Origin of the sequence: Enterobacteriaceae endosymbiont of Donacia fulgens (assembly GCF_012567545.1) — a bacterium.
In the GTDB taxonomy this organism is placed as follows: domain Bacteria; phylum Pseudomonadota; class Gammaproteobacteria; order Enterobacterales; family Enterobacteriaceae.
This window is the reverse complement of the sequence record NZ_CP046182.1, coordinates 53,987-79,464: the sequence shown is the minus strand read 5'-3', so window position 1 is coordinate 79,464 and position 25,478 is coordinate 53,987. Positions and strand designations below refer to the sequence as shown.

25 protein-coding genes and 2 tRNA genes are annotated in these 25,478 nt (G+C 18.8%); 9 read left to right on the top strand and 18 right to left on the bottom strand.

Going from position 1 to position 25,478, the window contains the following annotated elements:
• Window positions 1–10: 10 nt before the first annotated feature.
• From fabG to GJU05_RS00390, 5 genes are all read right to left on the bottom strand, one after another.
• Window positions 11–763, bottom strand: a complete 753-nt coding sequence (fabG, locus tag GJU05_RS00410; protein WP_208753587.1) for a 3-oxoacyl-ACP reductase FabG — start codon at window positions 761–763, stop codon at window positions 11–13.
• A gap of 1 nt (window position 764) precedes the next feature.
• A complete protein-coding gene (locus GJU05_RS00405) occupies window positions 765–1,097 on the bottom strand; it encodes an ACP S-malonyltransferase (RefSeq protein ID WP_208753586.1) in 333 nt (110 codons plus the stop codon).
• A gap of 182 nt (window positions 1,098–1,279) precedes the next feature.
• Complete coding sequence (locus GJU05_RS00400; protein WP_208753585.1) at window positions 1,280–1,726, bottom strand: ACP S-malonyltransferase; 447 nt, start codon at window positions 1,724–1,726, stop codon at window positions 1,280–1,282.
• Between the two features lie 52 nt (window positions 1,727–1,778).
• Window positions 1,779–1,961 (bottom strand): 50S ribosomal protein L32, encoded by a 183-nt coding sequence (rpmF, locus tag GJU05_RS00395; protein WP_208753584.1) that lies wholly within the window; start codon window positions 1,959–1,961, stop codon window positions 1,779–1,781.
• Between the two features lie 106 nt (window positions 1,962–2,067).
• Entirely contained in the window at window positions 2,068–3,021 is a 954-nt protein-coding gene (locus GJU05_RS00390; protein ID WP_208753583.1) for an RluA family pseudouridine synthase, read from the bottom strand.
• A gap of 358 nt (window positions 3,022–3,379) precedes the next feature.
• On the opposite strand from GJU05_RS00390, the gene GJU05_RS00385 reads away from it, so the two are divergent.
• On the top strand, window positions 3,380–5,863 hold the full coding sequence (locus GJU05_RS00385; protein WP_208753582.1) for an Rne/Rng family ribonuclease: 2,484 nt from the start codon (window positions 3,380–3,382) through the stop codon (window positions 5,861–5,863).
• Window positions 5,864–5,976: 113 nt separating this feature from the next.
• Here GJU05_RS00385 and GJU05_RS00380 read toward each other — a convergent pair whose 3' ends face one another.
• From GJU05_RS00380 to GJU05_RS00370, 3 genes are all read right to left on the bottom strand, one after another.
• A complete protein-coding gene (locus tag GJU05_RS00380) occupies window positions 5,977–7,383 on the bottom strand; it encodes an NAD(P)(+) transhydrogenase (Re/Si-specific) subunit beta (protein ID WP_208753581.1) in 1,407 nt (468 codons plus the stop codon).
• A 13-nt stretch (window positions 7,384–7,396) separates the two neighbouring features.
• Complete coding sequence (locus GJU05_RS00375; protein WP_208753580.1) at window positions 7,397–8,944, bottom strand: Re/Si-specific NAD(P)(+) transhydrogenase subunit alpha; 1,548 nt, start codon at window positions 8,942–8,944, stop codon at window positions 7,397–7,399.
• A 109-nt stretch (window positions 8,945–9,053) separates the two neighbouring features.
• Complete coding sequence (locus GJU05_RS00370; protein WP_208753579.1) at window positions 9,054–9,818, bottom strand: enoyl-ACP reductase FabI; 765 nt, start codon at window positions 9,816–9,818, stop codon at window positions 9,054–9,056.
• A 204-nt stretch (window positions 9,819–10,022) separates the two neighbouring features.
• Here GJU05_RS00370 and cspE point away from each other — a divergent pair, with 204 nt between their 5' ends.
• A complete protein-coding gene (gene cspE, locus GJU05_RS00365) occupies window positions 10,023–10,232 on the top strand; it encodes a transcription antiterminator/RNA stability regulator CspE (protein ID WP_168820769.1) in 210 nt (69 codons plus the stop codon).
• A gap of 190 nt (window positions 10,233–10,422) precedes the next feature.
• On the opposite strand, the gene lipA is transcribed toward cspE, so the two are convergent.
• Genes lipA through GJU05_RS00350 form a run of 3 tightly spaced genes read right to left on the bottom strand, consistent with a single transcriptional unit; the run spans window position 10,423 to window position 13,246 of the window.
• A complete protein-coding gene (gene lipA, locus GJU05_RS00360) occupies window positions 10,423–11,373 on the bottom strand; it encodes a lipoyl synthase (protein ID WP_246228879.1) in 951 nt (316 codons plus the stop codon).
• A gap of 1 nt (window position 11,374) precedes the next feature.
• Window positions 11,375–12,001 carry a lipoyl(octanoyl) transferase LipB gene (gene lipB / locus GJU05_RS00355; protein ID WP_208753577.1) on the bottom strand — a complete coding sequence of 209 codons (627 nt, stop codon included), beginning with the start codon at window positions 11,999–12,001 and terminating at the stop codon, window positions 11,375–11,377.
• A 30-nt stretch (window positions 12,002–12,031) separates the two neighbouring features.
• Window positions 12,032–13,246, bottom strand: a complete 1,215-nt coding sequence (locus tag GJU05_RS00350) for a serine-type D-Ala-D-Ala carboxypeptidase (protein WP_208753576.1) — start codon at window positions 13,244–13,246, stop codon at window positions 12,032–12,034.
• Window positions 13,247–13,402: 156 nt separating this feature from the next.
• Between GJU05_RS00350 and truA the strand changes: the two genes are divergently transcribed.
• Together truA and GJU05_RS00340 are read left to right on the top strand one after the other, a co-directional pair.
• Entirely contained in the window at window positions 13,403–14,230 is an 828-nt protein-coding gene (gene truA, locus GJU05_RS00345; RefSeq protein ID WP_208753575.1) for a tRNA pseudouridine(38-40) synthase TruA, read from the top strand.
• A 122-nt stretch (window positions 14,231–14,352) separates the two neighbouring features.
• Window positions 14,353–14,823 (top strand): CvpA family protein, encoded by a 471-nt coding sequence (locus GJU05_RS00340; RefSeq protein WP_208753574.1) that lies wholly within the window; start codon window positions 14,353–14,355, stop codon window positions 14,821–14,823.
• 11 nt (window positions 14,824–14,834) lie between these two features.
• On the opposite strand, the gene GJU05_RS00335 is transcribed toward GJU05_RS00340, so the two are convergent.
• Together GJU05_RS00335 and GJU05_RS00330 are read right to left on the bottom strand one after the other, a co-directional pair.
• Window positions 14,835–14,921: transfer RNA gene (locus tag GJU05_RS00335), tRNA-Leu, on the bottom strand.
• 39 nt (window positions 14,922–14,960) lie between these two features.
• Window positions 14,961–15,031: transfer RNA gene (locus tag GJU05_RS00330), tRNA-Cys, on the bottom strand.
• A 151-nt stretch (window positions 15,032–15,182) separates the two neighbouring features.
• Between GJU05_RS00330 and GJU05_RS00325 the strand changes: the two genes are divergently transcribed.
• Window positions 15,183–16,388, top strand: coding sequence for an acetate kinase (locus tag GJU05_RS00325; RefSeq protein WP_208753573.1), 1,206 nt, complete (start codon window positions 15,183–15,185; stop codon window positions 16,386–16,388).
• A gap of 32 nt (window positions 16,389–16,420) precedes the next feature.
• Window positions 16,421–18,565, top strand: coding sequence for a phosphate acetyltransferase (pta, locus tag GJU05_RS00320; protein ID WP_208753572.1), 2,145 nt, complete (start codon window positions 16,421–16,423; stop codon window positions 18,563–18,565).
• A 12-nt stretch (window positions 18,566–18,577) separates the two neighbouring features.
• Here pta and gpmA read toward each other — a convergent pair whose 3' ends face one another.
• Genes gpmA through rpsT form a run of 3 tightly spaced genes read right to left on the bottom strand, consistent with a single transcriptional unit; the run spans window position 18,578 to window position 19,930 of the window.
• Complete coding sequence (gene gpmA, locus GJU05_RS00315; RefSeq protein WP_208753571.1) at window positions 18,578–19,276, bottom strand: 2,3-diphosphoglycerate-dependent phosphoglycerate mutase; 699 nt, start codon at window positions 19,274–19,276, stop codon at window positions 18,578–18,580.
• A gap of 32 nt (window positions 19,277–19,308) precedes the next feature.
• Entirely contained in the window at window positions 19,309–19,644 is a 336-nt protein-coding gene (erpA, locus tag GJU05_RS00310; protein WP_208753570.1) for an iron-sulfur cluster insertion protein ErpA, read from the bottom strand.
• A gap of 22 nt (window positions 19,645–19,666) precedes the next feature.
• Window positions 19,667–19,930 carry a 30S ribosomal protein S20 gene (rpsT, locus tag GJU05_RS00305; RefSeq protein ID WP_208753569.1) on the bottom strand — a complete coding sequence of 88 codons (264 nt, stop codon included), beginning with the start codon at window positions 19,928–19,930 and terminating at the stop codon, window positions 19,667–19,669.
• A gap of 156 nt (window positions 19,931–20,086) precedes the next feature.
• Here rpsT and ileS point away from each other — a divergent pair, with 156 nt between their 5' ends.
• Genes ileS through dapB form a run of 3 tightly spaced genes read left to right on the top strand, consistent with a single transcriptional unit; the run spans window position 20,087 to window position 24,124 of the window.
• Complete coding sequence (gene ileS, locus GJU05_RS00300; RefSeq protein WP_208753568.1) at window positions 20,087–22,867, top strand: isoleucine--tRNA ligase; 2,781 nt, start codon at window positions 20,087–20,089, stop codon at window positions 22,865–22,867.
• Window positions 22,868–22,893: 26 nt separating this feature from the next.
• Window positions 22,894–23,325, top strand: a complete 432-nt coding sequence (gene lspA / locus GJU05_RS00295) for a signal peptidase II (protein ID WP_208753567.1) — start codon at window positions 22,894–22,896, stop codon at window positions 23,323–23,325.
• A gap of 22 nt (window positions 23,326–23,347) precedes the next feature.
• Complete coding sequence (gene dapB / locus GJU05_RS00290; protein ID WP_208753566.1) at window positions 23,348–24,124, top strand: 4-hydroxy-tetrahydrodipicolinate reductase; 777 nt, start codon at window positions 23,348–23,350, stop codon at window positions 24,122–24,124.
• Window positions 24,125–24,199: 75 nt separating this feature from the next.
• Here dapB and rplY read toward each other — a convergent pair whose 3' ends face one another.
• Both rplY and pfkA read right to left on the bottom strand, forming a co-directional pair.
• A complete protein-coding gene (gene rplY / locus GJU05_RS00285) occupies window positions 24,200–24,487 on the bottom strand; it encodes a 50S ribosomal protein L25 (RefSeq protein WP_208753565.1) in 288 nt (95 codons plus the stop codon).
• Between the two features lie 24 nt (window positions 24,488–24,511).
• On the bottom strand, window positions 24,512–25,474 hold the full coding sequence (gene pfkA, locus GJU05_RS00280; protein ID WP_208753564.1) for a 6-phosphofructokinase: 963 nt from the start codon (window positions 25,472–25,474) through the stop codon (window positions 24,512–24,514).
• Window positions 25,475–25,478: the final 4 nt, after the last annotated feature.

Sequence of the window (25,478 nt, the reverse complement as noted above, 5' to 3'; positions counted from 1 at the left end):
AATAATAAAATTATCCCATATATAAACCACCGTTAATATTAAGTGTTTCTCCTGTTATATAAGATGCTTTATCGGAAGCTAAAAAAATTACAGCATCAGCTATTTCTTGAGGATAACCGAAACGTTTGGAAGGGATTTGTGCTATGATATTATCATGATCTCTTTTTTTAAGATTTAATGTCATATCAGTTTTAATATAACCAGGAGATATAATATTTACAGTAATACCTTTTGAAGCTACTTCTTTAGCTAAAGATTTACTAAATCCAATAATTCCTGATTTTGATGCTGCATAATTAGCTTGACCTATATTCCCAGTGATGCCAATAGTTGATCCAATATTAATTATACGACCAAATGATTTTTTTATCATATAATAAATAACTTCTCTACAAATTCTAAATATAGAAGTTAAATTAATTTGTAAAACATTATCCCATTGATAATCTTTCATATTTAATACAAGTTTATCATATATAATTCCTGCATTATTAATAAGTATATCTAAAGTTTTAAATTTTTTAATAATATATCTAATTAAATTATTAATAATATAAGGTGATTTATTTTTTAAATCAAGAATTAAACCAACACCTTTTTTACCTAAAAAATTATTAATTTTTTTAACTCCACTAATATTAGTGGATGTACCTATTACATATGCTCCATTTTTTACTAATGTATTAGCTATACTGTAGCCTATTCCTTTACTTGCTCCTGTTACTAAAGCTATTTTATTATTTAAATTAAAATTTTTTAACATATTATTTATAAATTTTATATTTTTTTGATGTTAAAAGAAATGTTTGTAAATTATAAATTGAATTTATATTCATATTATTTGTAATCTTTTTTGATATTTTTTTAAGCATAATTTTAGGTGTAAATTCTATTATATTAAATATATTTTGTTTTTCTATAAATTTTATACATCCAATCCAATTAATGGTAGAATATAATTGTTTTACTAAATTTTTTTTAATATTTTTAGATGATTTTTCATATTTACAATTTATATTATTAATAAATTTAATTTTTGGTTTATTAATAATAATTTTATCTAAAAATTTTTTAAATTTATATGCTATAGGTTTCATTAATAAACAATGAGACGGTATATTTATATTAATAGGTATTATATATGCACCTAAAGATTTAGCTATTTTAATAGCTTTTACTATAGCTAATTTATTTCCACTAATTGTTACATTATAAGATGAGTTATAATTAGATATTGATATAATATAATTATTTTTAGATATTTTTTTACAAATTTTTTCTATTTTTTTTTTTTTAAACCAATAATAGTTTGCATATAATATCCATTTATATGAAAATCATTTAAATTAGATGATATTTCATGCATTAATTTACCTCGATATTGTACTATTCTAATAGCATCTATAAAACTAATAATATCACTACATACCATTGCAGCATATTCTCCTAAACTATAACCAGTAACTATTTCAGGTAAAATATTATTTTTTTGTAACCATAATCTATATATAGCAATAGATGTAGTTAAAATAGCAGGTTGTGTATAATATGTTATATTTAATTTTTTTAATGGACCATTTTGAATAATATTCCATAAATTATATTTAAGAATTTCGGAGGCGGAATCAAAAGTTTCTCTTATAATTTTATATTTGATATATAATGAAGATATCATACCAACAAATTGAGTTCCCTGTCCTGGAAAAATAGCAGCAAATTTTTTCATATTTTATATTTTTTTATAATAAATATTTAATAAATTTAAAAAATTTTTATAATTATTTATTATTTTTATTAATAATTTGTATACCTTTATAAAAACCATCATCAGTCATATGATGAAATAAATATTTTTTACCTGTTTTTTTATTGATTAATAAAAATTTATTATGAGATAATTTATCATGGGAACGTCGCATACCTCTTTTAGATCTTGATTTTTTATGTTTTTGAACAGCCATATTATTTATTTATATACCTTTTATTTTATTAAATATTATATAATATATTATATTAACTGAATTAAATATACATTATAAATATGTTTATTTATATATGCAATATTATTTAGTATTGTTTTAAATTTAATAAACAATTATTTAATTCATTACTTAATGGAGCATAAATTTTAATTTTTTTATTATTTTTAGGATGTATTAATTGAATACTTTTTGCATGTAAAAATAATCGATTTATATTAAATTTTTTTTTAAATTTAAAGTTTAAACTACTATCACCATATCTTTGATCATTAATTATAGGATGTTTTAAATAAGCCATATGAACTCTAATTTGATGTGTTCTTCCTGTTAACGGGTTGATTTTTACTAACATAAAATTTTTATAATTTTTAATTATTTTTAATTTAGTTTCTGAATATTTACCTTTATTATTATTTATTTTTACTTTAATTTTTTTATTTAAAAAATTTTTTACTAAAAAATTTTTAATATAGATATTTTTTTTTTCAAAGCAATTTCCCTTAACTAAGGCTATATACTCTTTAAGTATTTTTTTTTCTATTAATTGTTTTTGTAATATTTTTAATATTGATCTTTTTTTAGCTATTAATAAAACTCCAGAAGTTTCTTTATCAATTCTATGTACAAGTTCTAAAAATTTTATTTTTTTAAATAAATATCTAAAATTTTCAATAATACCATAATTAATCCCACTACCTCCGTGAACTGCTATACCAGAAGGTTTATTAATAGCTAAAATATATTTATCTTCAAAAATTATCATATCTTTAAAAAATTTTATTTTATTTAATGTTAAATGATATTTAATAGGTTTAATTTTATTTATATAAATAAAAGGGATTTTTATTAAATCTTGAGATTTAATTTTAAAATTTGGGAGTATTTTTTTTTTATTAACTTTTATTTTTCCTGTTCTTAACATTCTATATATCATACTTTTAGGAACATTTTTAAATTTATTTATTAAAAAATTATCAATTCTTTGATGTTCAATAGTAGATGGAATCGTTATTATTTTATTATTTATTATTTTATACATAAAATTATAAAAACTTTTTTAAAATAAATTAATCATTATTATTAATATAATAATAATTATAAAGAATTATAATAATATTTGATATATTTTTCATGCAAAATCATTATTTTAAAATAAAAATTTATGTTACTATTATTTTAGTAAATAATTTTATAAAATATTAATAAAAAAAATATTTTATAAATTTTTTTTATAAATTATAAATAATCATAAAATATATTTTATGATTTTAAAACAATTAAAATTTTTGATTTAAACCTATTCATAAAATATTAAATATAATTTTCTTATTATATAATTTTTTTATTTTATATAAAAATATTAATCAATTTATAAAAAAATACATGAGTAAGTTATTATGAAAAGAATGTTAATAAATGCTACTCAACATGAAGAATTACGTGTTGCTCTAGTAGATGGACAAAAGTTATATGATTTAGATATAGAAAATTCTAATTATAAACAAAAAAAATCTAATATATATAAGGGAAAAATTACACGGATTGAACCAAGTTTAGAAGCTGTTTTTGTAGATTATGGAGTAGATAAACATGGTTTTTTGCCAATTAAAGAAATTACAGAAGAATATTTATCTAATTATTCTAATAAAAATTTATTTAATAAATTAAATTTAAAAAATTCTTTATTAATTGGAAAAGAAATTATTGTACAAATAAATAAAGAAGAACGGGGTAATAAAGGTGCATCATTAACAACATTTATTAGTTTAGCTGGAAGTTATTTAGTTTTAATGCCAAATAATCCTAGTTCTAATGGAATATCTAGAAAAATAGAAGGAGAAAACAGAAAAAATTTGAAAAAAATTTTATCATTATTGTATTTACCTAATAATATGAGTGTAATTATTCGTACGGCTGGATTAGGTAAAGATATAGAAATATTAAAATTAGATTTAAAATTTAGATTAAAACATTGGAAAATGATAAAAAAAATAGCTAAAAATAAATCAGCACCTTTTTTAATATATCAAGAAAGTAATATAATTATAAGAGCGTTACGTGATTATTTATATCAAGATATAAATGAAATTTTAATTGATAATCCTAAAATATTAAAATTAGCAAAAAAACATATTAATATTTTAGGAAGATCAGATTTAAATCATAAAATTAAGTTATATACAGGTACTGTACCTTTATTTAGTCATTATCAAATAGAATCACAAATTGAAACAGCTTTTCAAAGAAAAGTTAGGTTATTATCAGGTGGCTCGATTGTTATTGATACTACAGAAGCATTAACTTCAGTTGACGTAAATTCTTCTAAAGCAACTAAAGGTATAGATATTGAAGAAACAGCATTAAATATTAATTTAGAAGCTGCAGATGAAATTATTAGACAATTAAGATTACGTGATGTAGGAGGATTAATTGTAATTGATTTTATTGATATGTCACTTTTAGAAAATAAAAAAGCTGTAGAAAAAAGATTATTTAATAATATACGTGGAGATAGAGCAAAAATTCAAATAAATAATATTTCAAAATTTGGATTATTAGAAATGTCTCGTCAGAGATTACGATCTTCTTTAAAAGAATCTAATTATTATTTATGTCCTAGATGTTTAGGTAATGGAAATTTGAGAGATAGTAGATCTTTATCTTTATCTATTCTAAGAATAATAGAAGAAGAATCTTTTAAAGAAAATACAAAAGAAGTATATGCTATAGTTCCTGTTAAAATAGCATCTTATTTATTAAATGAAAAGAGAAATGCAGTAAATGCAATTGAAAATAGAAAAATAAGAACATTTATCATTCCTAATGATAAATTAAGTACACCTAATTATTCTATTTTAAGAATAAAACATGGAGAAGATAAAAAAAATGTTTATTTTATAATAAAGAAAATTCATAAATTAAATTCAAATATTTATAATTATCATTATTTTAAAAATAAATTTTTACATGAAAATTTAATAGATAAAAATAATAAAATTAAAAAATTAAATATATATAATAAATCTATAATAGAACAAAAAAAATATTCATTTATTAAAATGAATAAACTATTTAATTATTTAAATAAAAAATATTTTTATATAAAAAAAATAAAAAATTTTTTTATACAAAAAATAATATTTATAAATAAAATTATTTTAAATATTTTTAATAAATATTTTTTAAATAATAAAAAAAATAATTTTAATAAAAATATTAATAATAATTTTCATAAAATTAATTTAAATATAGAAAAAAATTTTTTAACTTTTAATAAAAAAAAAATTATATCTATTTCTGATAAAAAATTTATAAAAAATAAATTAAAACCAATAAAATTAAATAATAATTTAATTTTAAAAAAAACAAAAAATAACAAAAATAATTTTAATTATATTAAATTAAAAAATTTTTTAAAAATAAAAATAGATCAAAATTATTTTTTTCGTAAAAAAAAATATATTAATACTCTTATTAATAAAAATAATATTCTTAATAATGATAAGAAAAATAATATGTCTAATATTTCTTTGGAAAATAGGATAGAATTTAATAAATTCAAAAATCCTGTTAAAATTAATAAAATTATAATAGATAAAACTAAATCACATAATAAAAAAAAGATAATGTTTAAAACGACAAACATTATTGTATCTGATTTTATTAATAAAAATCATTCTAAAATAAAAAATAATAATTTTATAACAAAAAGAAAAATATATAAAAATTATATTTCATCAAGTGGGAAAAAAATACAAAATAATTTTACAAATTATTATAATAATAAATTAATTAATTCCTCATTTAATTTTAATAGTAAAAAAGGTGCTGGTGGGCATGCAGCTAAAAGATATGCAACTTCTCCAGTAAAAAGACCTTAATTTTTTTTATCTTATAAAAAATTTAATTTTAAAAATTTTTATTAAATTATTTTAACATAAGTAAAGTTTACTCTAGTATTTTTTTATTTATATACAGTGAGTAAACTTTTCTATTAAATTATTTTTAGAATTTTATTTATTAAATCTTTAGCATCACCAAATAACATATAACTATTTTCTCTGTAGAATAAAGGATTACTAACCCCTGAATATCCTTGATTCATACTTCTTTTAAGAATAATAATATTATTTGCTTTCCATACTTCTAAAACAGGCATCCCTGATATTGGACTATTAATATCCTCTTGTGCTGATGGATTAACTGTATCATTAGCACCTATTACTAGTACAGTATCTGTATTAATAAAATCTTTATTAATTTCATCCATTTCTAAAACTATATTATATGGTATATGAGCTTCTGCTAATAAAACATTCATGTGTCCTGGTAAACGACCTGCTACAGGATGAATAGCAAATCTTACATTAATATTTAATGAAAGTAATTTTTTAACTATTTCAGAAAGAGGATATTGTGCTTGAGATACAGCTAACCCATATCCGGGGACAATAATAATATTATTAGAATTTTTTAATATTTCTACTGTATTTTCAATAGATATTTTTTTATAATGTTGAATTTCTTTATTTTTTAAAAGAGATTTTTTTTTATTAAAAAATTTATTATTTCCTCCAATAAGTACATTAATAAATGATCTATTCATACCTTTACACATTAAATATGAAAGTATAGCTCCAGAAGATCCGACTAATGCCCCAGTTATAATTAATAAATCATTAGTTAACATAAATCCAGAAGATGCAGCTGCCCATCCTGAATAAGAATTTAACATTGAAATTACTACAGGCATATCTGCCCCACCAATACTCATTATTAAATGAAAACCAAATATTAGTGAAATTAAAAATATTAATCCTAAAATTATAATTTGTAATTTTATATTATGTGTTTTTAAGAAAATTATCATAAATACAAATGATACAAATAAAGTTAAAATATGTATTTTATTTTTATGTTTAATATTTAAAGTTTCTGATTTAATAAATCCAGATAATTTATTAAAAGCAATAATAGATCCGATCAGAGTTATTGATCCAATAAAAATACTAATAAATATTTCTACTAATTGAATATTAGTAGTTTCATAAAATATAATTTTATTATAAATTAATGATAAATAATTATTAAATCCAACAAGAATAGCAGTTAATCCAACAAAACTATGTAATATTGCAATTAATTGAGGCATTTTAGTCATATCAATTTTTTTAGAAATACTAATTCCTATAATTGCGCCAAAAAAAATTGCCCCAAAGACATAACCAATATTATTAATCGGGGATTTTAATATAGTTATTATAATAGCAATAAGCATTCCATAAATAGCAAGTAAATTACCTCTTTGAGAGGTTTCTTTTTTTGAAAGACTTGCAATACTTAATATAAATAATATTGCTGATATAGTATATATAAATATTAATGACCTATCAAAAAACATCTATAGATTCTCCTTAATTTTTACGGAACATTTTTAACATACGTTGAGTAATAGTTAATCCTCCAAAAATATTAATACTAGATAATAAAGTTCCTAAAAATGCTAATATAATTATAGTAAAATAATTACTATTTATTTGTAATATAGAACCAATAATAATAATACCAGAAATTGCATTTGTAACAGACATTAATGGGGTATGTAATGTATGATCTACATTCCATACTACATAATATCCTATTATACAAGATAACAAAAAAATTATAAAATGAGGTATTATTTTATAAGGAATAAAATTTGTTATATAATAGATACAAAATAATCCTATAGTATATAAAAAATAATTACTTTTAAAAAAACATGTATTTTTTTTTATATTTGCAATATTCTTTTTTTTTTCAAAATTATTTTTATCTTCTATATCTTTTTTTGTTTTTTTTAAAATAATTTTTGGTGCAGGCCAAATAATTTTACTATTATAAATAATAGTCATATTTCTTATAATTTCATCTTCTAAATTAATAAAAATTTTACCTAAATTATTTTTAGATAATAAATTTATTAAATTAATAATATTAGTACTATATAATTGTGAAGCTTGTGGTGCTAATTTACTAGGTAAATTAGTAAATCCTAATATTTTTATATTATTATTTGTAGTAATTATTTTATTTATTTCTGTTAATTCACAATTACCACCATTTTCAATTGCAAGATCAAAAATGATACTACCTGGTTTCATTAATTTAACTATATCTTTAGTAATTAAAATAGGTGCTTTTTTATTTAAAATTACTGCTGTTGTAATAATAATATCTGTTGTTTTTACAATATTATTAAAATAATCTTTTTCTAGTTGTAATTTCTTTTTTGATGAAAGAGTTTTATATTCATTATCATCATCTTCTTGTTGATCTTTTAATTCTAAAAATTTAGCACCCATACTATGAATTTGTTCTTTTACTTCTTTTCTTTTATCAAAAGCAATTACTTCTGCTCCTAAACTTTTAGCAGTACCAATAGCTGATAATCCAGCTACTCCTGCTCCAATAACCATTATTTTAGCTGGTAATATTTTACCTGCAGCTGTTATTTGTCCATTTGGTGTTCTTTGTAATAAATTTATAGATTCTATAATACTTCTATAACCAGATAAATTATTCATTGAACTTAAAGCATCTAAAGATTGTGCTCTAGATATTCTTGGAACTGTATCCATTGCAATAGTAGTTATATTTTTTTTTGCTAAAATATTTAATAAAATACTATTTTTATTTGGCCAAATAAAACTAATTAATATACTATTATTTTTTATTAATTTAGTTTCCTCTGTATCAAGAGGATGAATTTTGATTATTATATTTGATTCCCAAATTTTTTTATTTTCTACTATTTTTGCTCCTGCATTTATAAAATCTTGATCTTGAAAATAAGAAAGAATCCCAGCTCCTTTTTCGACATATACTTTAAATTTTAATTTTATTAATTTTTTAATATTTAAAGGAGTCATTGCTATTCTTGTTTCTTTAAAATATTTTTCTTTAGGTATCCCAATTATCATATTTATTCCTTAAGTATAAAAAATTTATTTATATTATAAAAATATATAAAATAAAAAAATATTTATTCAAACTTAAAAATTATCATTTATTAATTTATTTTTCAAATATTTATTTTATATTAAATCCAGAATCTAAATTTATTATTTCTCCAGTAATACCTAAAGATAAATCAGAAGCTAAAAAAGTAGCAACATTACCTATGTGTTTTATAGTAATTTTTTCTGATAAAGGACTATTTTTTTGATATAATTTTATAAAATTATTAATATTTTTTATTTTTGAAGATGCACTAGTTTTTATTGGTGCTGGTGAAATACCATTAATTCTAATATTTTTATCACCAATATTAGATGCTATATAACGAATGTTAGCTTCTAATGAAGCTTTTGCTAATCCCATAACATTATAGTTATGAATAACTATTCTTGAACCTAAATAAGTTAATACAATAATTGAAGATTTTTTATTTAATATATTTATACATTCTTTTACCATACCTAATAAACTATAAGAACTAATATCATGTGAAATTTGAAATGTTAAACGAGATGTATTTTTAATAAAATCTTCTTTTAAACTATTATTAGGTGTAAATGCAATAGAATGTACGAAACCATCAAATTTATTCCATATTTTTGATATTTTAAAAAACAAATATTTAATATCCGTATCTTTAGATACATCACATTTTATAATTGGATTTTTTGTCATTTTTTTTACTAATTTTTTTATTTTTTCTTTATTTTTTTTATTTTGATATGTAAATATTAAATTTGCTTTATGTTTATACATAGCACAAGCTATTCCATATGCAATAGAGTATTTATTTAAAATACCAGTAATTAATATTTTTTTACCTGATAATAAATACATAAAAATTTAATCCTAAAATAATCCACATTATATCAATAAATTTAATATAATTAAAAAAAAAATAAATATTTTTTTTTAAAAATATTTCAAAAATTCGATATTTATCACTTTTTTGATTTGTTTCACTAGACAAATGTATTATTAATTGATGTACTTTTAAATGACACAAATTTGGTGTCTATTTTTATGTAAAGGTAATAATTGATGTCCAAGATTAAAGGTAACGTTAAGTGGTTTAATGAATCTAAAGGTTTTGGTTTCATTACTCCTGAAGATGGTAGTAAAGATGTTTTTGTACATTTTTCTGCAATTCAAAGTAGTGGTTTTAAAACATTAACCGAAGGCCAAAGAGTAGAATTTGAAATTACTAACGGAGCCAAAGGACCTTCTGCTGCTAATGTTGTTGCTCTTTAAATTTCTTTAGTCAGTAAGAAAAGGTTTAATAAAATTGCCTCTGAAAAATTTATTTTTTATTAAAATTATTTAAAATATTTATTTATTTTAATTAATAAATAAAAATTTTTTTATTTTATTAATTATAAATAATTAAAAATAAAATTTTTAAATTTTATCAGAGGCATCTTATATTTTATTAAAAATAATTCTAAAAGAAAAATTTTTCAGCATTATATGAAGAACGTATAAAGGGACCACATATTACTTTTTTAAAACCAAGTTTTTTTGCTTCTTTTTTAATTTGAGAAAATTCATTTAAACTAAAATATTTATTGACAGGTATATGATTTTTACTAGGTTGTAAATATTGTCCTATGGTTAGGATATCAACTTTATTATATTTTAAATCTTTTATAGTATTAAATAATTCTTTTTTTGTTTCTCCTAACCCAACCATTAATCCTGATTTGGTTGGAATATGAGGAAATAAGCTTTTAAATTTTTTTAATAATATTAATGATTTTTGATATTTTCCTGAAGGACGTATTTTATAATACAAACGTTCTACTGTTTCTATGTTATGATTAAAAACATCAGGTAATTCATAACTTAATATGTTTAAAGCTTTTTCTATACAGTTTTTAAAATCAGGAACTAGTATTTCAATTTTTATATTATTATTTGTTTCTCTTATTTTTTTTATACAATTAATAAATTGATTTGCTCCTCCATCATGTAAATCATCACGATTTACAGAAGTAATAACAACATATTTTAATTTCATTTTAAAAATTATTTTAGCTAAATTAGAAGCTTCTTCTTTATCATATTTTATTTTTGGTCTACCATGTGTTACATCACAATATGGACAATTTCTTGTGCATATATTACCCAAAATCATAAAGGTTAATTGTCCTTTACCAAAACATTCTATTAGATTAGGACAAGATGCTTCTTCACAAACTGAATATAATTTATTATTTTTTAATGTAGATTTAATTTGTTTTATTTTATTAATATTTTTTACTGAAAATTTAATTTTTATCCAATTAGGTTTTTTTAAAATTTTTTGTTTCATATTATATAAATTATTTATTTTTAAAAAAAATATGATAATATTATAAAATAAAAATTTTAAAAAAAAAATAATTAAATTAATATCAAATATTATTAATTAAGAATAAAAATTCTTTTATTAATAATTTTTTAATCGTAATTATTTTTATATATGGAATGAAATCTTTTACTTGAGTCATTTTTAATTTGTATAAACCACAAGGATTAATATAACTAAATGGTAATAAATCCATGTTAATATTAAATGATATTCCATGTGAAGTAAATCCTTTTGAAATTTTTATCCCTATAGATGCAATTTTTTTATTATTAACATATACACCAGGCATATTATTAAAAGAATAATCAGGTTTAATTCCTAAATATAATAATATATTAATGATTGTTTTTTCTAAAATAAAAATTAATGATTTAATTTTTATTTTTCTTTTTTTTAAATTAATTAAAATATACAAAATTTGTTGTCCTGGGGCATGATAAGTAATTTTCCCTCCTCGATCGGTATTAAATATTGGTATTTTATTATTATAAAATAATATATCTTTTATTTTAGATAATTTTCCTTGAGTAAAAATAGGATAATGTTCAACTAACCATATTTCATCTAATGTATTATTAGATCTTATATAATTAAATTTATACATTTTTTTATAAGTTATATACCATGATTCTATACCTAAATCTCTTATAATAAAATTTTTTTTATACATTATTTTTTATATAAATAATATTATTATATTTTATTGATGAATCCATTTACTTAATAATAATCTTATATAATCTAATAGACAAATAAAAATATTACCTTTTGGTACATTTTCTAATGCAATTAATGGATAATGACCAACTATATGATTATTAATCATAAAAGTTAAATGACCTAATACTTGGTTTCTATAAATTGGAGCAAATATTTTATTATTTTTTATATGATACAAAATTTTTATTTTTTTTTCTTGATTTTTAAGTACTGTTAAGAAAACATTATTTTTAATTCCAATCCTTACGTAACTATGTTTACCATATAAAACTGGGATAGAAGATATTTTTTGATATTTTTTTATTGGATTAATGGTACGAAATGTTTCAAAACCCCAATTTAATAGTTTTTTACTATTTTTTTTACGATATTGTTCAGTTTTATCTCCTAAAATAACAACAATTAATCTCATATTGTTTTTTGTTGCTGAAGCTACTATATTATAACCAGCATTTTCAGTATGACCTGTTTTAATCCCATCTACATTTAATGTTTTATCCCATAATAATAAGTTACGATTTTTTTGAGAAATATGATTAAAAGTAAATTTTTTTTCTTTATATATATTATATTCATAAGGAAAATCATGAATTAAAGATTTACCCATAATAGCCATATCTTTTGCAGATGTATATTGCCCATCTTCATCTAATCCATGTACATTTTTAAAAAAAGTATTTTTTAATCCTATTTTTTGTGCATAAAAATTCATTAATCTAACAAAATTATGTTGATTACCAGATATATGCTCTGCTATAGCAACACATGCATCATTTCCAGATTGTAATATAATTCCTTTAATTAAATTTTTTACAGAAATATGATCTCCTACTTTTAAAAACATTAACGATGAACCATTAAATTCATTATTACCAGCTGCCCAAGCATTTTTACTTACTATCACCATATCATTTCGATTAACTCTATTTTTAGATAATGCTTTTCCTATTACATAACTAGTCATAATTTTTGCTAAACTAGCAGGTTTTTGAATATCATTTGCATTTTTTTCTGTTAAAATAATACCTGTATTATAATCTATTAAAATATATGATTTAACATTAATATTTGGTTGAGATATAATATTAAATATATTTTCATTTGCATATATAATCGTTGAGTATACTATAAATATAGTAGCAATTAATTTTAATACTTTATTAATAAATTTATTATTTTTTTTATATATTTTCATTATATTTATACTCATGCATAATTATGTTTTAAAATTTTATTCAAATTATTAAAATTTTATTTCTTAAAATATTATTTTATAGAATTTTTAATAAAATGTAACTAATTTTTAGTAAAATACAATTTTTAAAATATATTAAAGATATATAAATATAAAATGATAAATTTAAAATTTAAAAAAAAATATAAATTTGCATTAGGTGTAGAATATAATGGTACTAATTATCATGGATGGCAAAAACAAAAAAAATATTATAAAAAAAAAACTATACAAGAACATTTAGAAAATGCTATTTCTAAAATAGCTAATCATAATGTAATTATTTTTTGTGCAGGGAGAACTGATATAGGAGTACATAGTTTAGGACAAGTTATCCATTTTGAAACATATAGTTTTAGAGAAAAAAAATCATGGATTTTAGGTATAAATAGTCTTTTACCTAAAGATATAGTTATAAATTGGATAGTATCTGTAAAAAAAAAATTTCATGCTAGATTTAGTGCTTTATCACGTAGATATTTTTATATTATCTATAATAATAAATATAGGTCAGCAATATTTAATAATTTCAGTACTTTATCTAATTACAAATTAGATATTAAAAAAATAAAAAATTCAATAAAATATTTATTAGGAGAACATAATTTTTCTTCTTTTCAATCTGGTAAAAAATTAAATGGTTCTTCTTTTAGAAATATTTTAAAATGTGATATTAAAAAATATGGTCGTTATATTTTAATAGATATAAAAGCAAATGCTTTCCTATATCATATGGTTAGAAATATTGTAGGAAGTTTAATAGAAATAGGTATTGGTAATAAAAATGAAGATTGGTTATTAGAACTAATTAAAATTAAAGATAGAACTAAAGCTGCAGCTACAGTAAAACCAAATGGTTTATTTTTAGCAGAAGTAGAATATCCAAAACATTTTGGTATACCAAATATAAAACATAATTTATTTTTTTTTAAAAAATTAATTTAATAAAATTTTAGTAAAAAAAGATTTTGCCTTAAATAAATTGTATAATTTATTTTATCTTTAACTATTTTAAATTATTTTAAATTTTAAATAATTTAATACAAATAAAGAAATATATAAAAAATATGTTAATAATTGATTATTTATTTATATTAATATTATTATTTTCTACAATATTTAGTTTTTTTAGAGGATTTGTAAAAGAAATTTTAACAATATTTATTTGGTTTATATCTTTTTATTTATCTAGAAAATATTATAATTATTTTTTTTTTATAAAAAATTTTACAACAATTAATTTTTATTTTAAAAAAATTTTTTTATTATTTATCTATTTTATATTAAATATAATATCAGGAAATATGATTAAAAAATTTTTAAATAAAAAAATTATTTATTCTTATCATATAAATAATCTTAATAAGATATTAGGATTATTTTTTGGTATTTTAAAAGGATGTTTAATAATTTTTCTTCTATTATATTCACTAAATCATATTGATCAAAATTTATATAATTATTTTTTAATTAAAAAACAATCTTTTTTTTTTATTTATTTTAATAATATTTTACAAAAATATAAATATTTTTTATAAAAAATTTTTAATACCCAGAGCGGGAATTGAACCCGCATAGCAATATACATGCCGAGGGATTTTAAGTCCCTTGTGTCTACCAATTCCACCATCTGGGCAAAATAAAGTAAGTTATTTTATTTTATATATTAATTAAAAGGCGCATCCCGGAATTGAACCGAAATAAAAGGATTTGCAATCCTCTGCATAACCATTCTGCCAATGCGCCATTTACATATATAATATATTAAATTAGTAGTTATGTATATATTATATTTTTTATTTTAAAAATTTTTATCATATATCTTATATATAATTTTACTATTTTTTTATATATAATAAAATTTATTTATTAAATAAATATTTATTTAGGAAAATATATGTCAAGTAAATTAATACTTGTTATTAATTGTGGTAGTTCATCTTTAAAATTTTCAGTTATAAATATTTTAGAAAAAAAAAATTTATTATTTGGTTTAGCAGAAAATTTCAATAATGAACATTCTTATGTTAAATGGAATTATAATAACATAAAAAAAAAAAAAATTTTTTATTCAAAAATTAATCATAAAATAATATTAAATTATATAATAAATATTATTTTAAAAAAAAATTTATTATATAATAATATAATGGCAGTAGGTCATCGTATAGTACATGGAGGAGAAAAATTTATAAATTCTGTAATAATTACAGAAAAAGTTTTAGAAGCAATAGAAAATTCATCTATTTTCGCTCCTTTACATAATCCTATTCAATTAATAGGTATTAAAGAAATAATTAAAATATTACCTCATTTAAAAAATAAACAAATTGCTGTATTTGATACTTCTTTTCATCAAACAATGCCTGAAAAATCATATTTATATGCTTTACCAATAGAATTTTATAAGAAATATAAAATACGTCGTTATGGTGCTCATGGTACTAGTCATAGATATGTTACTGAAATTGCTTCAAAAATATTAAATATTCCATTAAATATATTAGATTGTATTTCATGTCATTTAGGTAATGGTTCATCTATTACTGCTATAAAAAATGGTAAAAGTATTGATACTTCAATGGGATTAACTCCTTTAGAAGGTTTAGTTATGGGGACAAGATGTGGAGATATTGATCCTGCAATTATTTTTTATATGTTTAATAATTTAAATATTAAAATAGATAAAATTTATAAAATTTTAACTGAAAAATCAGGTATGTTAGGTTTAACAAATATAACTAGTGATTTTAGATATATTGAAAATAATTATTTTAAAAATTCTAAAATAAAAAGAGCTGCTGATATATTTATACATCGTTTATCTAAGTATATAGCTTCTTATAGTATTTTAATGAAAAAAAAAATAGATGCAATTATTTTTACAGGAGGTATTGGAGAAAATAGTGTATTAATTAGGGAAAAAACAATAGAAAAATTAAAAATTTTGAATATTTTTATTGATAAAAAATTAAATAATGAAATAAAATTTGGCAAAACTGGATTTATAAATACTATAAATAGTATCCCAATATTAGTTATTCCTACAAATGAAGCATTAATGATAGCACAAGATACATTTAATATTATTATTAATAAATAATAAAAATTAATCAATTTAAAAGGTATATAATAATGTTAAAAATAATTATGTCAATACCAATAAATATTGATATTCATTTTTTTACTAGTATAAATATAGGATTATTAAATTATTTTAATAATAAGAAATTAAGATGTAAATTTTTTAAACCTGTTTCTCAAATAGAAAATTATAATTTTAATTATACTAATAATATTTTAAATAAATATAATTTTAATATAAAATCTATTGATTCAATAAAAATTAATGATATTAGTTTATTAAATAATGATACTTCATATAATAATATTATTGAAAATATAATTGAAAAATATTTTCAAAATATAAAAGATACAGATATTATCCTAATAGAAGGAATAATACCTCTTTATATTGAACAAATATTATTTAAATTAAATTGTGATATAGCAAATATATTTGATGCAAAAATTATTTTTGTTACATCTATGTTTTTAAAAAATGAAACTTTAAAAAAAACAAAATCTATAATTGATATGATTTTTAAAGAAAAAATTTTTAATTTAAAATCAAATTATATGTTTTCTTTTGCTAAAAAATTATTTATTAATCAAAATAATAATCCTTTCTTTTATAATATAAATATATTTAAAAATTTTTTTTTAAAAAAAGAAAAAAATATTGAAAATAATAATTTATTATCTTTTAATAAAGAAAAAATTATATGTATTCCATGGTTAAAAAATTTTGTATTTGGAATAGATTTAAAAATTATATGTAAATATTTAGACTGTAATTTACCTATCGATTTAAAATATAGTAATATTAAATATATTATTTTTTTTAGCAAACAAATTTTTATAAATAAAGAATTTTTTGTTAAATCTTTAATAATTATATCTATAAAAGATAATAATACTATTAAAAAAATATATAATATTTTATCTAAAAATATTTTTTGTAAAGCTATATTATTGACAGATTTTGTAGAAAAAAAATATGATTTAATTATAAAAAAAATTTCTAAAATTATTAATAATAATATATATCTTTTATATACAAAAAATAATTTTTATAAAACTTATTTAAAAATACAAAATATTTATAAAAATAATTTCCCAATTAATGATAATAAATTAATATTAAATATTATTAATTTTATTAATTTATATATTCCTTCTAATATTTTTAATAATAAAAAATATTTAAATTATAAATTTTATATTTCTCCATTTATATTCAAATATAATTTAATAAATAAAGCTTGTAAACTTAAAAAAACAATATTATTACCAGAAGGTAATGAATTACGTACTCTTAAAGCAGCAGTAATATGTTCTCAAAAAAATATAGCTAAATGTATATTATTAGGTAATAAAAAAGAAATTATAAATATAGCAAAAATAAATAATATAAATTTAAATAATAATATAAATATTATTGATCCTATACATATTAGAAATAATTATATAGAAAAATTAATGTATATTAGAAAAAATAAGTTTTTAAATGAAAAAAATGCTATAAAATTATTAAAAAATAATATGTTTTTAGCTACTATGATGTTAGAAAATAATGAAGTAGATGGTATTGTTTCTGGAGCTAATGCAACAACTGCTAATACTATAAGACCTGCATTACAAATTATTAAAACTTTACCAGAATATTCTATAATTTCATCAATATTCATTATGTTATTACCTGAAAATGTATTAATATTTAGTGATTGTGCAATTAATCCTAATCCTAATTATAAACAGTTAGCTGAAATAGCAATACAATCAGCAAAAACTAGTAAATTATTTAATATAATACCTAAAATAGCAATGATTTCTTATGCAACAGGTACCTCCAGTAAAGGTATTGAAGTTGAAAAAGTACATAAAGCAACTAAATTAGTACAAAATAAATTACCAAATCTAATAATAGATGGCCCGTTACAATATGATGCAGCTGTTATAAAAAGTATTGGTAAATATAAAGCACCAAAATCTTTAGTTGCTGGAAAAGCTAATATTATTATATTTCCTGACCTGAATACAGGTAATACTACTTATAAAGCAGTTCAAAGAACATCTAAAATAATTTCTATAGGTCCTATATTACAAGGTATTAAAAAACCAATTAACGATCTTTCAAGAGGCGCTTCAATTGAAGATATAATCTATACAATTGCAGTTACAGTACTCCAATCTGGATCTCAAAAAAAAATAAAATAATATTTAATTATATTAATTATTTAAATAATATTTTTTTTTATAATTTAAATTATTATCAAATTCATAAATTATAGGGATACCAGTAGCAATATTTAAATTAATTATATCAATATCATTAATGTTTTCAATATATTTAATTAAAGCTCTTAATGAATTACCATGAGCAACAATAATAATTCGTTCTCCATTCATAATTTTAGATGATATACTACTTTTCCATATATATATGACTCTTTCTAAAGTTTTAAATAAACTTTCTGATAAAGGTAACTGATAATCTTCTAATTTAGAATATTTTTGATCAAATCTGGACCATCTTGGATCATTAATTGATAATGATGGTGGTTCAGTAGTAAAACTACGACGCCATTTTTGTACTTTTTCTATACCAAATTTACTTGTAATTTCATCTTTATTCATTCCTTGTAATTTTCCATAATGTCTTTCATTTAATCTCCATGTTTTTTTAACAGGAATCCAAAGTTGATCTAATTCTTTTAAAGTTAACCATAAAGTATTTATTGCTCTTTTTAAAAAAGAAGTATATGCATAATCAAATTTAAAATTATTTTTTTTTAAAATTTTTCCTGCTTGTATTGCTTCAATTTCTCCTTCTGGAGATAATTCTATATCATGCCATCCAGTAAATAAATTTTTTTTATTCCATTCACTTTGACCATGACGTAATAATACTAATTTTGTATTAGACATAAATTTTTCCTCATATTAATAAGTTTTTAAAATTAAATATCAAAAGAAGAACCACAACTACATGTATTTTTCATATATGGATTTCTAATAATAAATCTAGATTCTTCAATACTTTCAATATAATCAATAATACTTCCTGATAAATATTGCATACTTATTTTATCTATTACAATATTAATACCTGATAAATTTATTAAAATATCATTTTTTTTTATTTTTTTATCTAAAATAAAATCATATTTGAAACCACTACATCCTCCACCTAGAATAAATATTCTAAAATTTAGATTTTTATTATCTAATTTTTTTATTTTCTTTATTGCTTTTTTTGTTAAAGAAATAGGTACATTCATTAAATGAATATCCATTATTTTAATATTTAATTAATAGTTAAAGAATATTTATAATTTTATTATATATTCTAGATTTACAACGAGATGCCTTATTTTTATGAATTAATTTTTTTTGTACTTGTTTATCAATAACAGATTGTAATTTTTTAAAATTTTTTTTTGATAATTCAATATTTTTATCAGAAATAGCATTATTAACCCTTTTAATAAAGGTACGTAGCATAGAACGATAATTAATATTATGTTTTCTTTTTTCTTCTGATTTTAAAGCTCTCTTTTTAGCTGATTTTATATTTGCCATATAAAAATTCCTTCTAATTATATTAATAATTTTTATTTTTTTATAACAATTAAATATTTACATAAAATAATATTATATATAATATCTATATATAAATAAAATAAAATTTATAATTATTAATTTTATTAAATTAAAAATAAATTCAAGATAATTAGTATGAAAAATAAATTTAATTTAAATTTACCAAAAACAAAATTTCCAATGAAAGCATGTTTAACAAAAAATGAATTAACTATATTAAAACAATGGGAAAAAGATAATTTATATAAAAAAATATTAAATACTAAAAAAAATAAAAAAAAATTTATTTTACATGATGGCCCACCATATGCTAATGGTAATATTCATATTGGTCATGCTTTTAATAAAATTTTAAAAGATATTATTATAAAATTTAAAAATATGCATGGATATTATACTTCATTTATTCCCGGATGGGATTGTCATGGATTACCTATAGAACAAAAAGTAGAAGAAATTTTAAAAAAAAAAAATGAAAAAATTTCTAAAAAACAATTTAGAATTGAATGTAGAAAGTACGCTTTGGAACAAATTAAAAAACAAAAAAAAGATTTTATAAGATTAGGAATATTTGCTGATTGGTTAAATCCTTATTTAACAATGAATTTTAAAACAGAAGCAAATATTATTCGTACTTTAGGAAAAATTATTGAAAATAATTATATATATAAAGGTAAAAAACCAGTACATTGGTGTACAAAATGTCTTTCTTCTCTGGCAGGTGCTGAAGTTGATTATTTAAAAAAAAAAACATTAACATGTTATGTTATGTTTAATATAATTAACATTGATTTTTTTAAAAAAAAAATAAATATAAAAATAGAAAATTATAATATTTCTTTTTTGATATGGACTACTACTCCATGGACTATACCTGCAAATAGAGCAATTGTTTTAAATCCAGAAATATATTATCAATTAATTAAAATTGATAAAAATATTATTATAATAGCTAAGAATTTAGTTAATATTATTATGAATAAAAAAAAAATTATAAAATGGAAAGTTTTATTAGAAATAAAAGGTAAATTTTTTAAAAATATTTTAATAAAAAATCCAATTAATAATAAAATTTCATCTCTTATTATAGATAATTATGTTTCTGAAAAATCAGGTACAGGTATTGTACATATGGCACCTAATCATGGATTAGATGATTATAATATATGTAATAAATATAAAATAACATGTTTAGAAAATATTATAGATAAAAAAGGGTTTTTTAAAAATGGTATACATCCTGAATTAAATAAAATTAATATTTTTTCCTCTGAAAAAATAATTACTAAAATTTTAACAGAAAAAAATTCATTATTTTTATTAGATAATTATATTCATAATTATCCATATTGTTGGCGTCATAAAATACCAATTATATATATATCTACACCTCAATGGTTTATTAGTATAGATCAAAATCTTAGAAAATTAGCAAAAAAATTAATAAAAAAAGTCAAATGGATACCTAACTGGGGTTATGAAAGAATGAATTTAATGTTAGATAAAAGACCTGATTGGTGTATTTCTAGACAAAGAATTTGGGGTATTCCTATTCCTTTATTTATTAATAAAAAAACACAAAAAATACATATTAATTCTTTAAAATTTATTGAAAAAATAGCTTGTATGATTGAAAAAAAAGGTATTCAAGCATGGTGGGATTTAGATCCTAAAATATTTTTAGGTCAAGATGCTATTTTATATGAAAAAGTTGTAGATGTATTAGATGTTTGGTTTGATTCTGGATCCACTTATTATTCAATTATTAAACAAATTAAAGAATTTAAAAATAATAAGATTGATATCTATTTAGAAGGAAATGATCAGTATCGAGGATGGTTTATTTCTTCATTAATTATTTCAACAGCTATAGATAATAATATTCCATATAAAACAGTAATAAGTCATGGATTTACTGTTGATAATAATGGTAAAAAAATGTCTAAATCTTTAGGTAATATTATTAAACCTCAAAATATAATAAACACATTAGGTAGTGATATTTTAAGATTATGGGTTGCTTCTACAGATTATACTAATGAAATAAATATATCTTCAGATATATTACAAAGAATTACAGAAACTTATAGACGTATTCGTAATACAGTTAGATTTTTATTATCTAATTTAGATCAATTTATACCAGAAAAAGATATAATACAAAAAGAAAATATGTTAATATTAGATAAATGGATTATACATAAAACAAAAATTGTACAAAATAAAATTATAAAATATTATAATAATTATAATATAAAAAATGTAATACAAGAAATAATGCAATTTTGTTCTATAGATTTAGGATCTATTTATTTTGATATTATTAAAGATAGACAATATACTTTTAAAAAAAAAAGTATAGAAAGATTAAGTTGTCAAACATCTTTATATATGATTCTTGAATCTTTAGTAAGATGGATTGCTCCAATATTATCTTTTACAGCTCATGAAATTTGGAATTATATTCCAGGTAAAAGATCTAAATATGTTTTTACAGAAGAATGGTATTCTAAATTATTTTATTTATCATCAAATAATAAAATGAATTATGAATATTGGAATGATATTTTTATTTTTAAAAATGAAATAAATAAAATAATTGAATATGCAAGAAATAAAAAAATTATAGGTAGTTCTTTGGAGGCAAATATTATTGTTTTTGTAAATAAAAATATTTATAAAAAATTAATAATATTAGGTTCAGAATTACGTTTTTTATTATTAGTATCTAATATTTCTTTTTACTATGAAGAAAAAACATCTATAGATAAATTAATACAAAATTTTAAGATTAGAAAATCAAAATATTCTAAATGTAAACGTTGTTGGTATTACTCAAAAAATATAATCAATAATATTTGTGATCGTTGTGAATTAAATACTATAGGTAATGGTGAAAAACGTTTATTTATTTAAAAATTTTTAGTAAAATTATAATAAAAATGAAAATAACAAATATTTATATTTTATTATTTATAGTAATAGATTTTTTTTGTAAAAATTTAATTATAAAAAAAATAAAATTATATAAATGTTATCATATTTGTTCTTATTTAAATTTTATTTATTTAAAAAATTATGGAATAATTTTTGGTTTTTTAAAAAATTATAAAAATACTGTTTTAGTTTTTAATGTAATAAATATTATTATAATAATATTTTTTTTTATAAAAAATAAAAATAAACAACTAACTAATAATTTTATATTAGGGGGAATATTAGGTAATTTTATTAGTAGAATAAAATATGGTTTTGTAATAGATTTTATAGATATACATATATATAATTATCATTTTCCAGTTTTTAATATTGCAGATATTTTAATTTGTATTGGAATAATTTTTATTATAAAAGATATTTTTTTAAACATTTAAATAATATATAGGTTTATTTATTATGAAAGATAATAAAATTCATTTAGCAATAGCAGGTATTAATGGGCGTATGGGTAAAAATATTTTAAAAGTATTAAATACAAATAAAATAAATAATATTTTATTAAATGGAGTTACAGAACATAAATTATCTTTAAAAAATAAAAATAAAATATTATATAAATCAAATTTTTTAAATATTGAATCTAATTTAATTAATATTAAAGATCAATTTGATATTTTAATAGATTTTACAAATCCAAAAACAACATTAGAAAATGTTAATTTTTGTAAAAAATATAAAAAAAAAATTGTTATTGGAACTACAGGTTTTACTGAACAACAAAAATTAATAATAAAAAAAATATCAAAAGATATAGCTATTGTTTTATCTTCTAATTTTAGTCAAGGTATAAATTTTTTATTAAAAATAATAGAAAATTTTACTAAAATTTTATGTAAAAATAAAGAAATAAATTATTTAGATATAGATATAATAGAAAAACATCATAAAAAAAAAAAAGATTTTCCATCAGGGACAGCTTTATCATTAAAAGATATTATTACTTATACTTATAAAAAATTTAATATTACTAAAAAGGTAAAATGTCATTCTATCAGAGCGGCTGATTTATATGGAGAACATAATATTTTATTTTCTTTTATTGGAGAACAAATAGAATTAATTCATAAAGCATCAAATAGAATTCCTTTTGCTAAAGGAGCTATTAATGCTGCTATTTGGCTTAATAACAAAAAAACAGGAATATATAATATGCATGATGTGTTAGGAATATAAATTTAATTATTAGTTAATCTTCTATATAGATAAAAATATATATAATATATATAAGATTTTTTATATAAAAAATAATTATACAAATAAAAAATCTATATGAAATATTTTATTATTTTTATATGGATGATATTGAATATCAATAATTTTTACTTTATATATTTTTTTTTTTTCATCTATTAATTGAATTTTTTTTTTAAAAAAATTTTTAAAATCAATATTAATTATATCTTCATTATTTATCATAATAGGCATTTCTTTTTTTTTTTTACCATAGATAATGGCTGGAAATTGATTATTAATTCTTAAACGTCTACTAAATTTTTTTCCTATTTCTATTCTTTTTAAAAATTTTATATTCTTCATATTTTATCTCTTTTTATAATTTTATTAAAATAACTTTTTTGCAGTATCTAATAAATCTTTTTTAAAAATTTTTTTCATATTTAAAATAGCATCAATAATATCATGATGAACCATTTTATCATTTTGAATACCTATACATCTTCCTCCATATCCTTTATATAATAATTCAACTGCAAATGCTCCCATACGAGAACCTAAAATACGATCATATGCAACAGGAGACCCCCCCCTTTGAATATAGCCTAAAACTGTAGTTCTAGTTTCACGTTTAATTTTTTTTTGGATAAAATTTGCTAGTTTATTAATATCACAAATAAATTCTGTAATCAATACTATAGCGTGTTTTTTACCTTTTTCTATACCTATTTTTATTTCTTTTACTAAATCTTCTTGATTATAATTAACTTCTGGTAAAACAATAAATTCACAACCTCCAGCAATAGCTGCAGATAAAGTTAAATCTCCGCAATGTCTACCCATAATTTCAACAATAGATATTCTTTGATGAGAAGTAGAAGTATCTCTTAATTTATCAATAGCTTGAACAATAGTTTCTAATGCAGTAGAATATCCTATACTATAATCAGTACCTGAAACATCATTATCGATTGTTCCTGGAATTCCTATACATGGGAACCCCATTTCTGTTAATAATTTAGCACCCATATAAGTACCATCTCCCCCTATTACAACTAATGCATTAATACCATTTTTTTTCATATTATTTATAGCAATAGAACGTATTATTCTATTTTTAAATTGAATAAAACGAGCAGATCCTAAAAAAGTACCCCCTTTGTTAATAATATCAGATACACTGAATCTATCTAATTTTATAATATGATTATTATATAATCCCAAATAACCATTATATATTCCAAAAACTTCGATATTATATCCTAATGCTGTTCTAACAACACCTCTAATTGCAGCATTCATTCCTGGAGCATCTCCCCCACTTGTAAGAACACCAATTTTTTGAATCATTTGA

What these genes read in the sequence shown, in the direction of transcription:
- fabG (WP_208753587.1), bottom strand. Translation starts at nt 763, where the DNA reads ATGTTAAAAAATTTTAATTTAAATAATAAAATAGCTTTAGTAACAGGA.
- GJU05_RS00405 (WP_208753586.1), bottom strand. Translation starts at nt 1,097, where the DNA reads ATGAAACCTATAGCATATAAATTTAAAAAATTTTTAGATAAAATTATT.
- GJU05_RS00400 (WP_208753585.1), bottom strand. Translation starts at nt 1,726, where the DNA reads ATGAAAAAATTTGCTGCTATTTTTCCAGGACAGGGAACTCAATTTGTT.
- rpmF (WP_208753584.1), bottom strand. Translation starts at nt 1,961, where the DNA reads ATGGCTGTTCAAAAACATAAAAAATCAAGATCTAAAAGAGGTATGCGA.
- GJU05_RS00390 (WP_208753583.1), bottom strand. Translation starts at nt 3,021, where the DNA reads ATGTATAAAATAATAAATAATAAAATAATAACGATTCCATCTACTATT.
- GJU05_RS00385 (WP_208753582.1), top strand. Translation starts at nt 3,380, where the DNA reads ATGAAAAGAATGTTAATAAATGCTACTCAACATGAAGAATTACGTGTT.
- GJU05_RS00380 (WP_208753581.1), bottom strand. Translation starts at nt 7,383, where the DNA reads ATGTTTTTTGATAGGTCATTAATATTTATATATACTATATCAGCAATA.
- GJU05_RS00375 (WP_208753580.1), bottom strand. Translation starts at nt 8,944, where the DNA reads ATGATAATTGGGATACCTAAAGAAAAATATTTTAAAGAAACAAGAATA.
- GJU05_RS00370 (WP_208753579.1), bottom strand. Translation starts at nt 9,818, where the DNA reads ATGTATTTATTATCAGGTAAAAAAATATTAATTACTGGTATTTTAAAT.
- cspE (WP_168820769.1), top strand. Translation starts at nt 10,023, where the DNA reads ATGTCCAAGATTAAAGGTAACGTTAAGTGGTTTAATGAATCTAAAGGT.
- lipB (WP_208753577.1), bottom strand. Translation starts at nt 12,001, where the DNA reads ATGTATAAAAAAAATTTTATTATAAGAGATTTAGGTATAGAATCATGG.
- GJU05_RS00350 (WP_208753576.1), bottom strand. Translation starts at nt 13,246, where the DNA reads ATGAAAATATATAAAAAAAATAATAAATTTATTAATAAAGTATTAAAA.
- truA (WP_208753575.1), top strand. Translation starts at nt 13,403, where the DNA reads ATGATAAATTTAAAATTTAAAAAAAAATATAAATTTGCATTAGGTGTA.
- GJU05_RS00340 (WP_208753574.1), top strand. Translation starts at nt 14,353, where the DNA reads ATGTTAATAATTGATTATTTATTTATATTAATATTATTATTTTCTACA.
- GJU05_RS00325 (WP_208753573.1), top strand. Translation starts at nt 15,183, where the DNA reads ATGTCAAGTAAATTAATACTTGTTATTAATTGTGGTAGTTCATCTTTA.
- pta (WP_208753572.1), top strand. Translation starts at nt 16,421, where the DNA reads ATGTTAAAAATAATTATGTCAATACCAATAAATATTGATATTCATTTT.
- gpmA (WP_208753571.1), bottom strand. Translation starts at nt 19,276, where the DNA reads ATGTCTAATACAAAATTAGTATTATTACGTCATGGTCAAAGTGAATGG.
- erpA (WP_208753570.1), bottom strand. Translation starts at nt 19,644, where the DNA reads ATGGATATTCATTTAATGAATGTACCTATTTCTTTAACAAAAAAAGCA.
- rpsT (WP_208753569.1), bottom strand. Translation starts at nt 19,930, where the DNA reads ATGGCAAATATAAAATCAGCTAAAAAGAGAGCTTTAAAATCAGAAGAA.
- ileS (WP_208753568.1), top strand. Translation starts at nt 20,087, where the DNA reads ATGAAAAATAAATTTAATTTAAATTTACCAAAAACAAAATTTCCAATG.
- lspA (WP_208753567.1), top strand. Translation starts at nt 22,894, where the DNA reads ATGAAAATAACAAATATTTATATTTTATTATTTATAGTAATAGATTTT.
- dapB (WP_208753566.1), top strand. Translation starts at nt 23,348, where the DNA reads ATGAAAGATAATAAAATTCATTTAGCAATAGCAGGTATTAATGGGCGT.
- rplY (WP_208753565.1), bottom strand. Translation starts at nt 24,487, where the DNA reads ATGAAGAATATAAAATTTTTAAAAAGAATAGAAATAGGAAAAAAATTT.
- pfkA (WP_208753564.1), bottom strand. Translation starts at nt 25,474, where the DNA reads ATGATTCAAAAAATTGGTGTTCTTACAAGTGGGGGAGATGCTCCAGGA.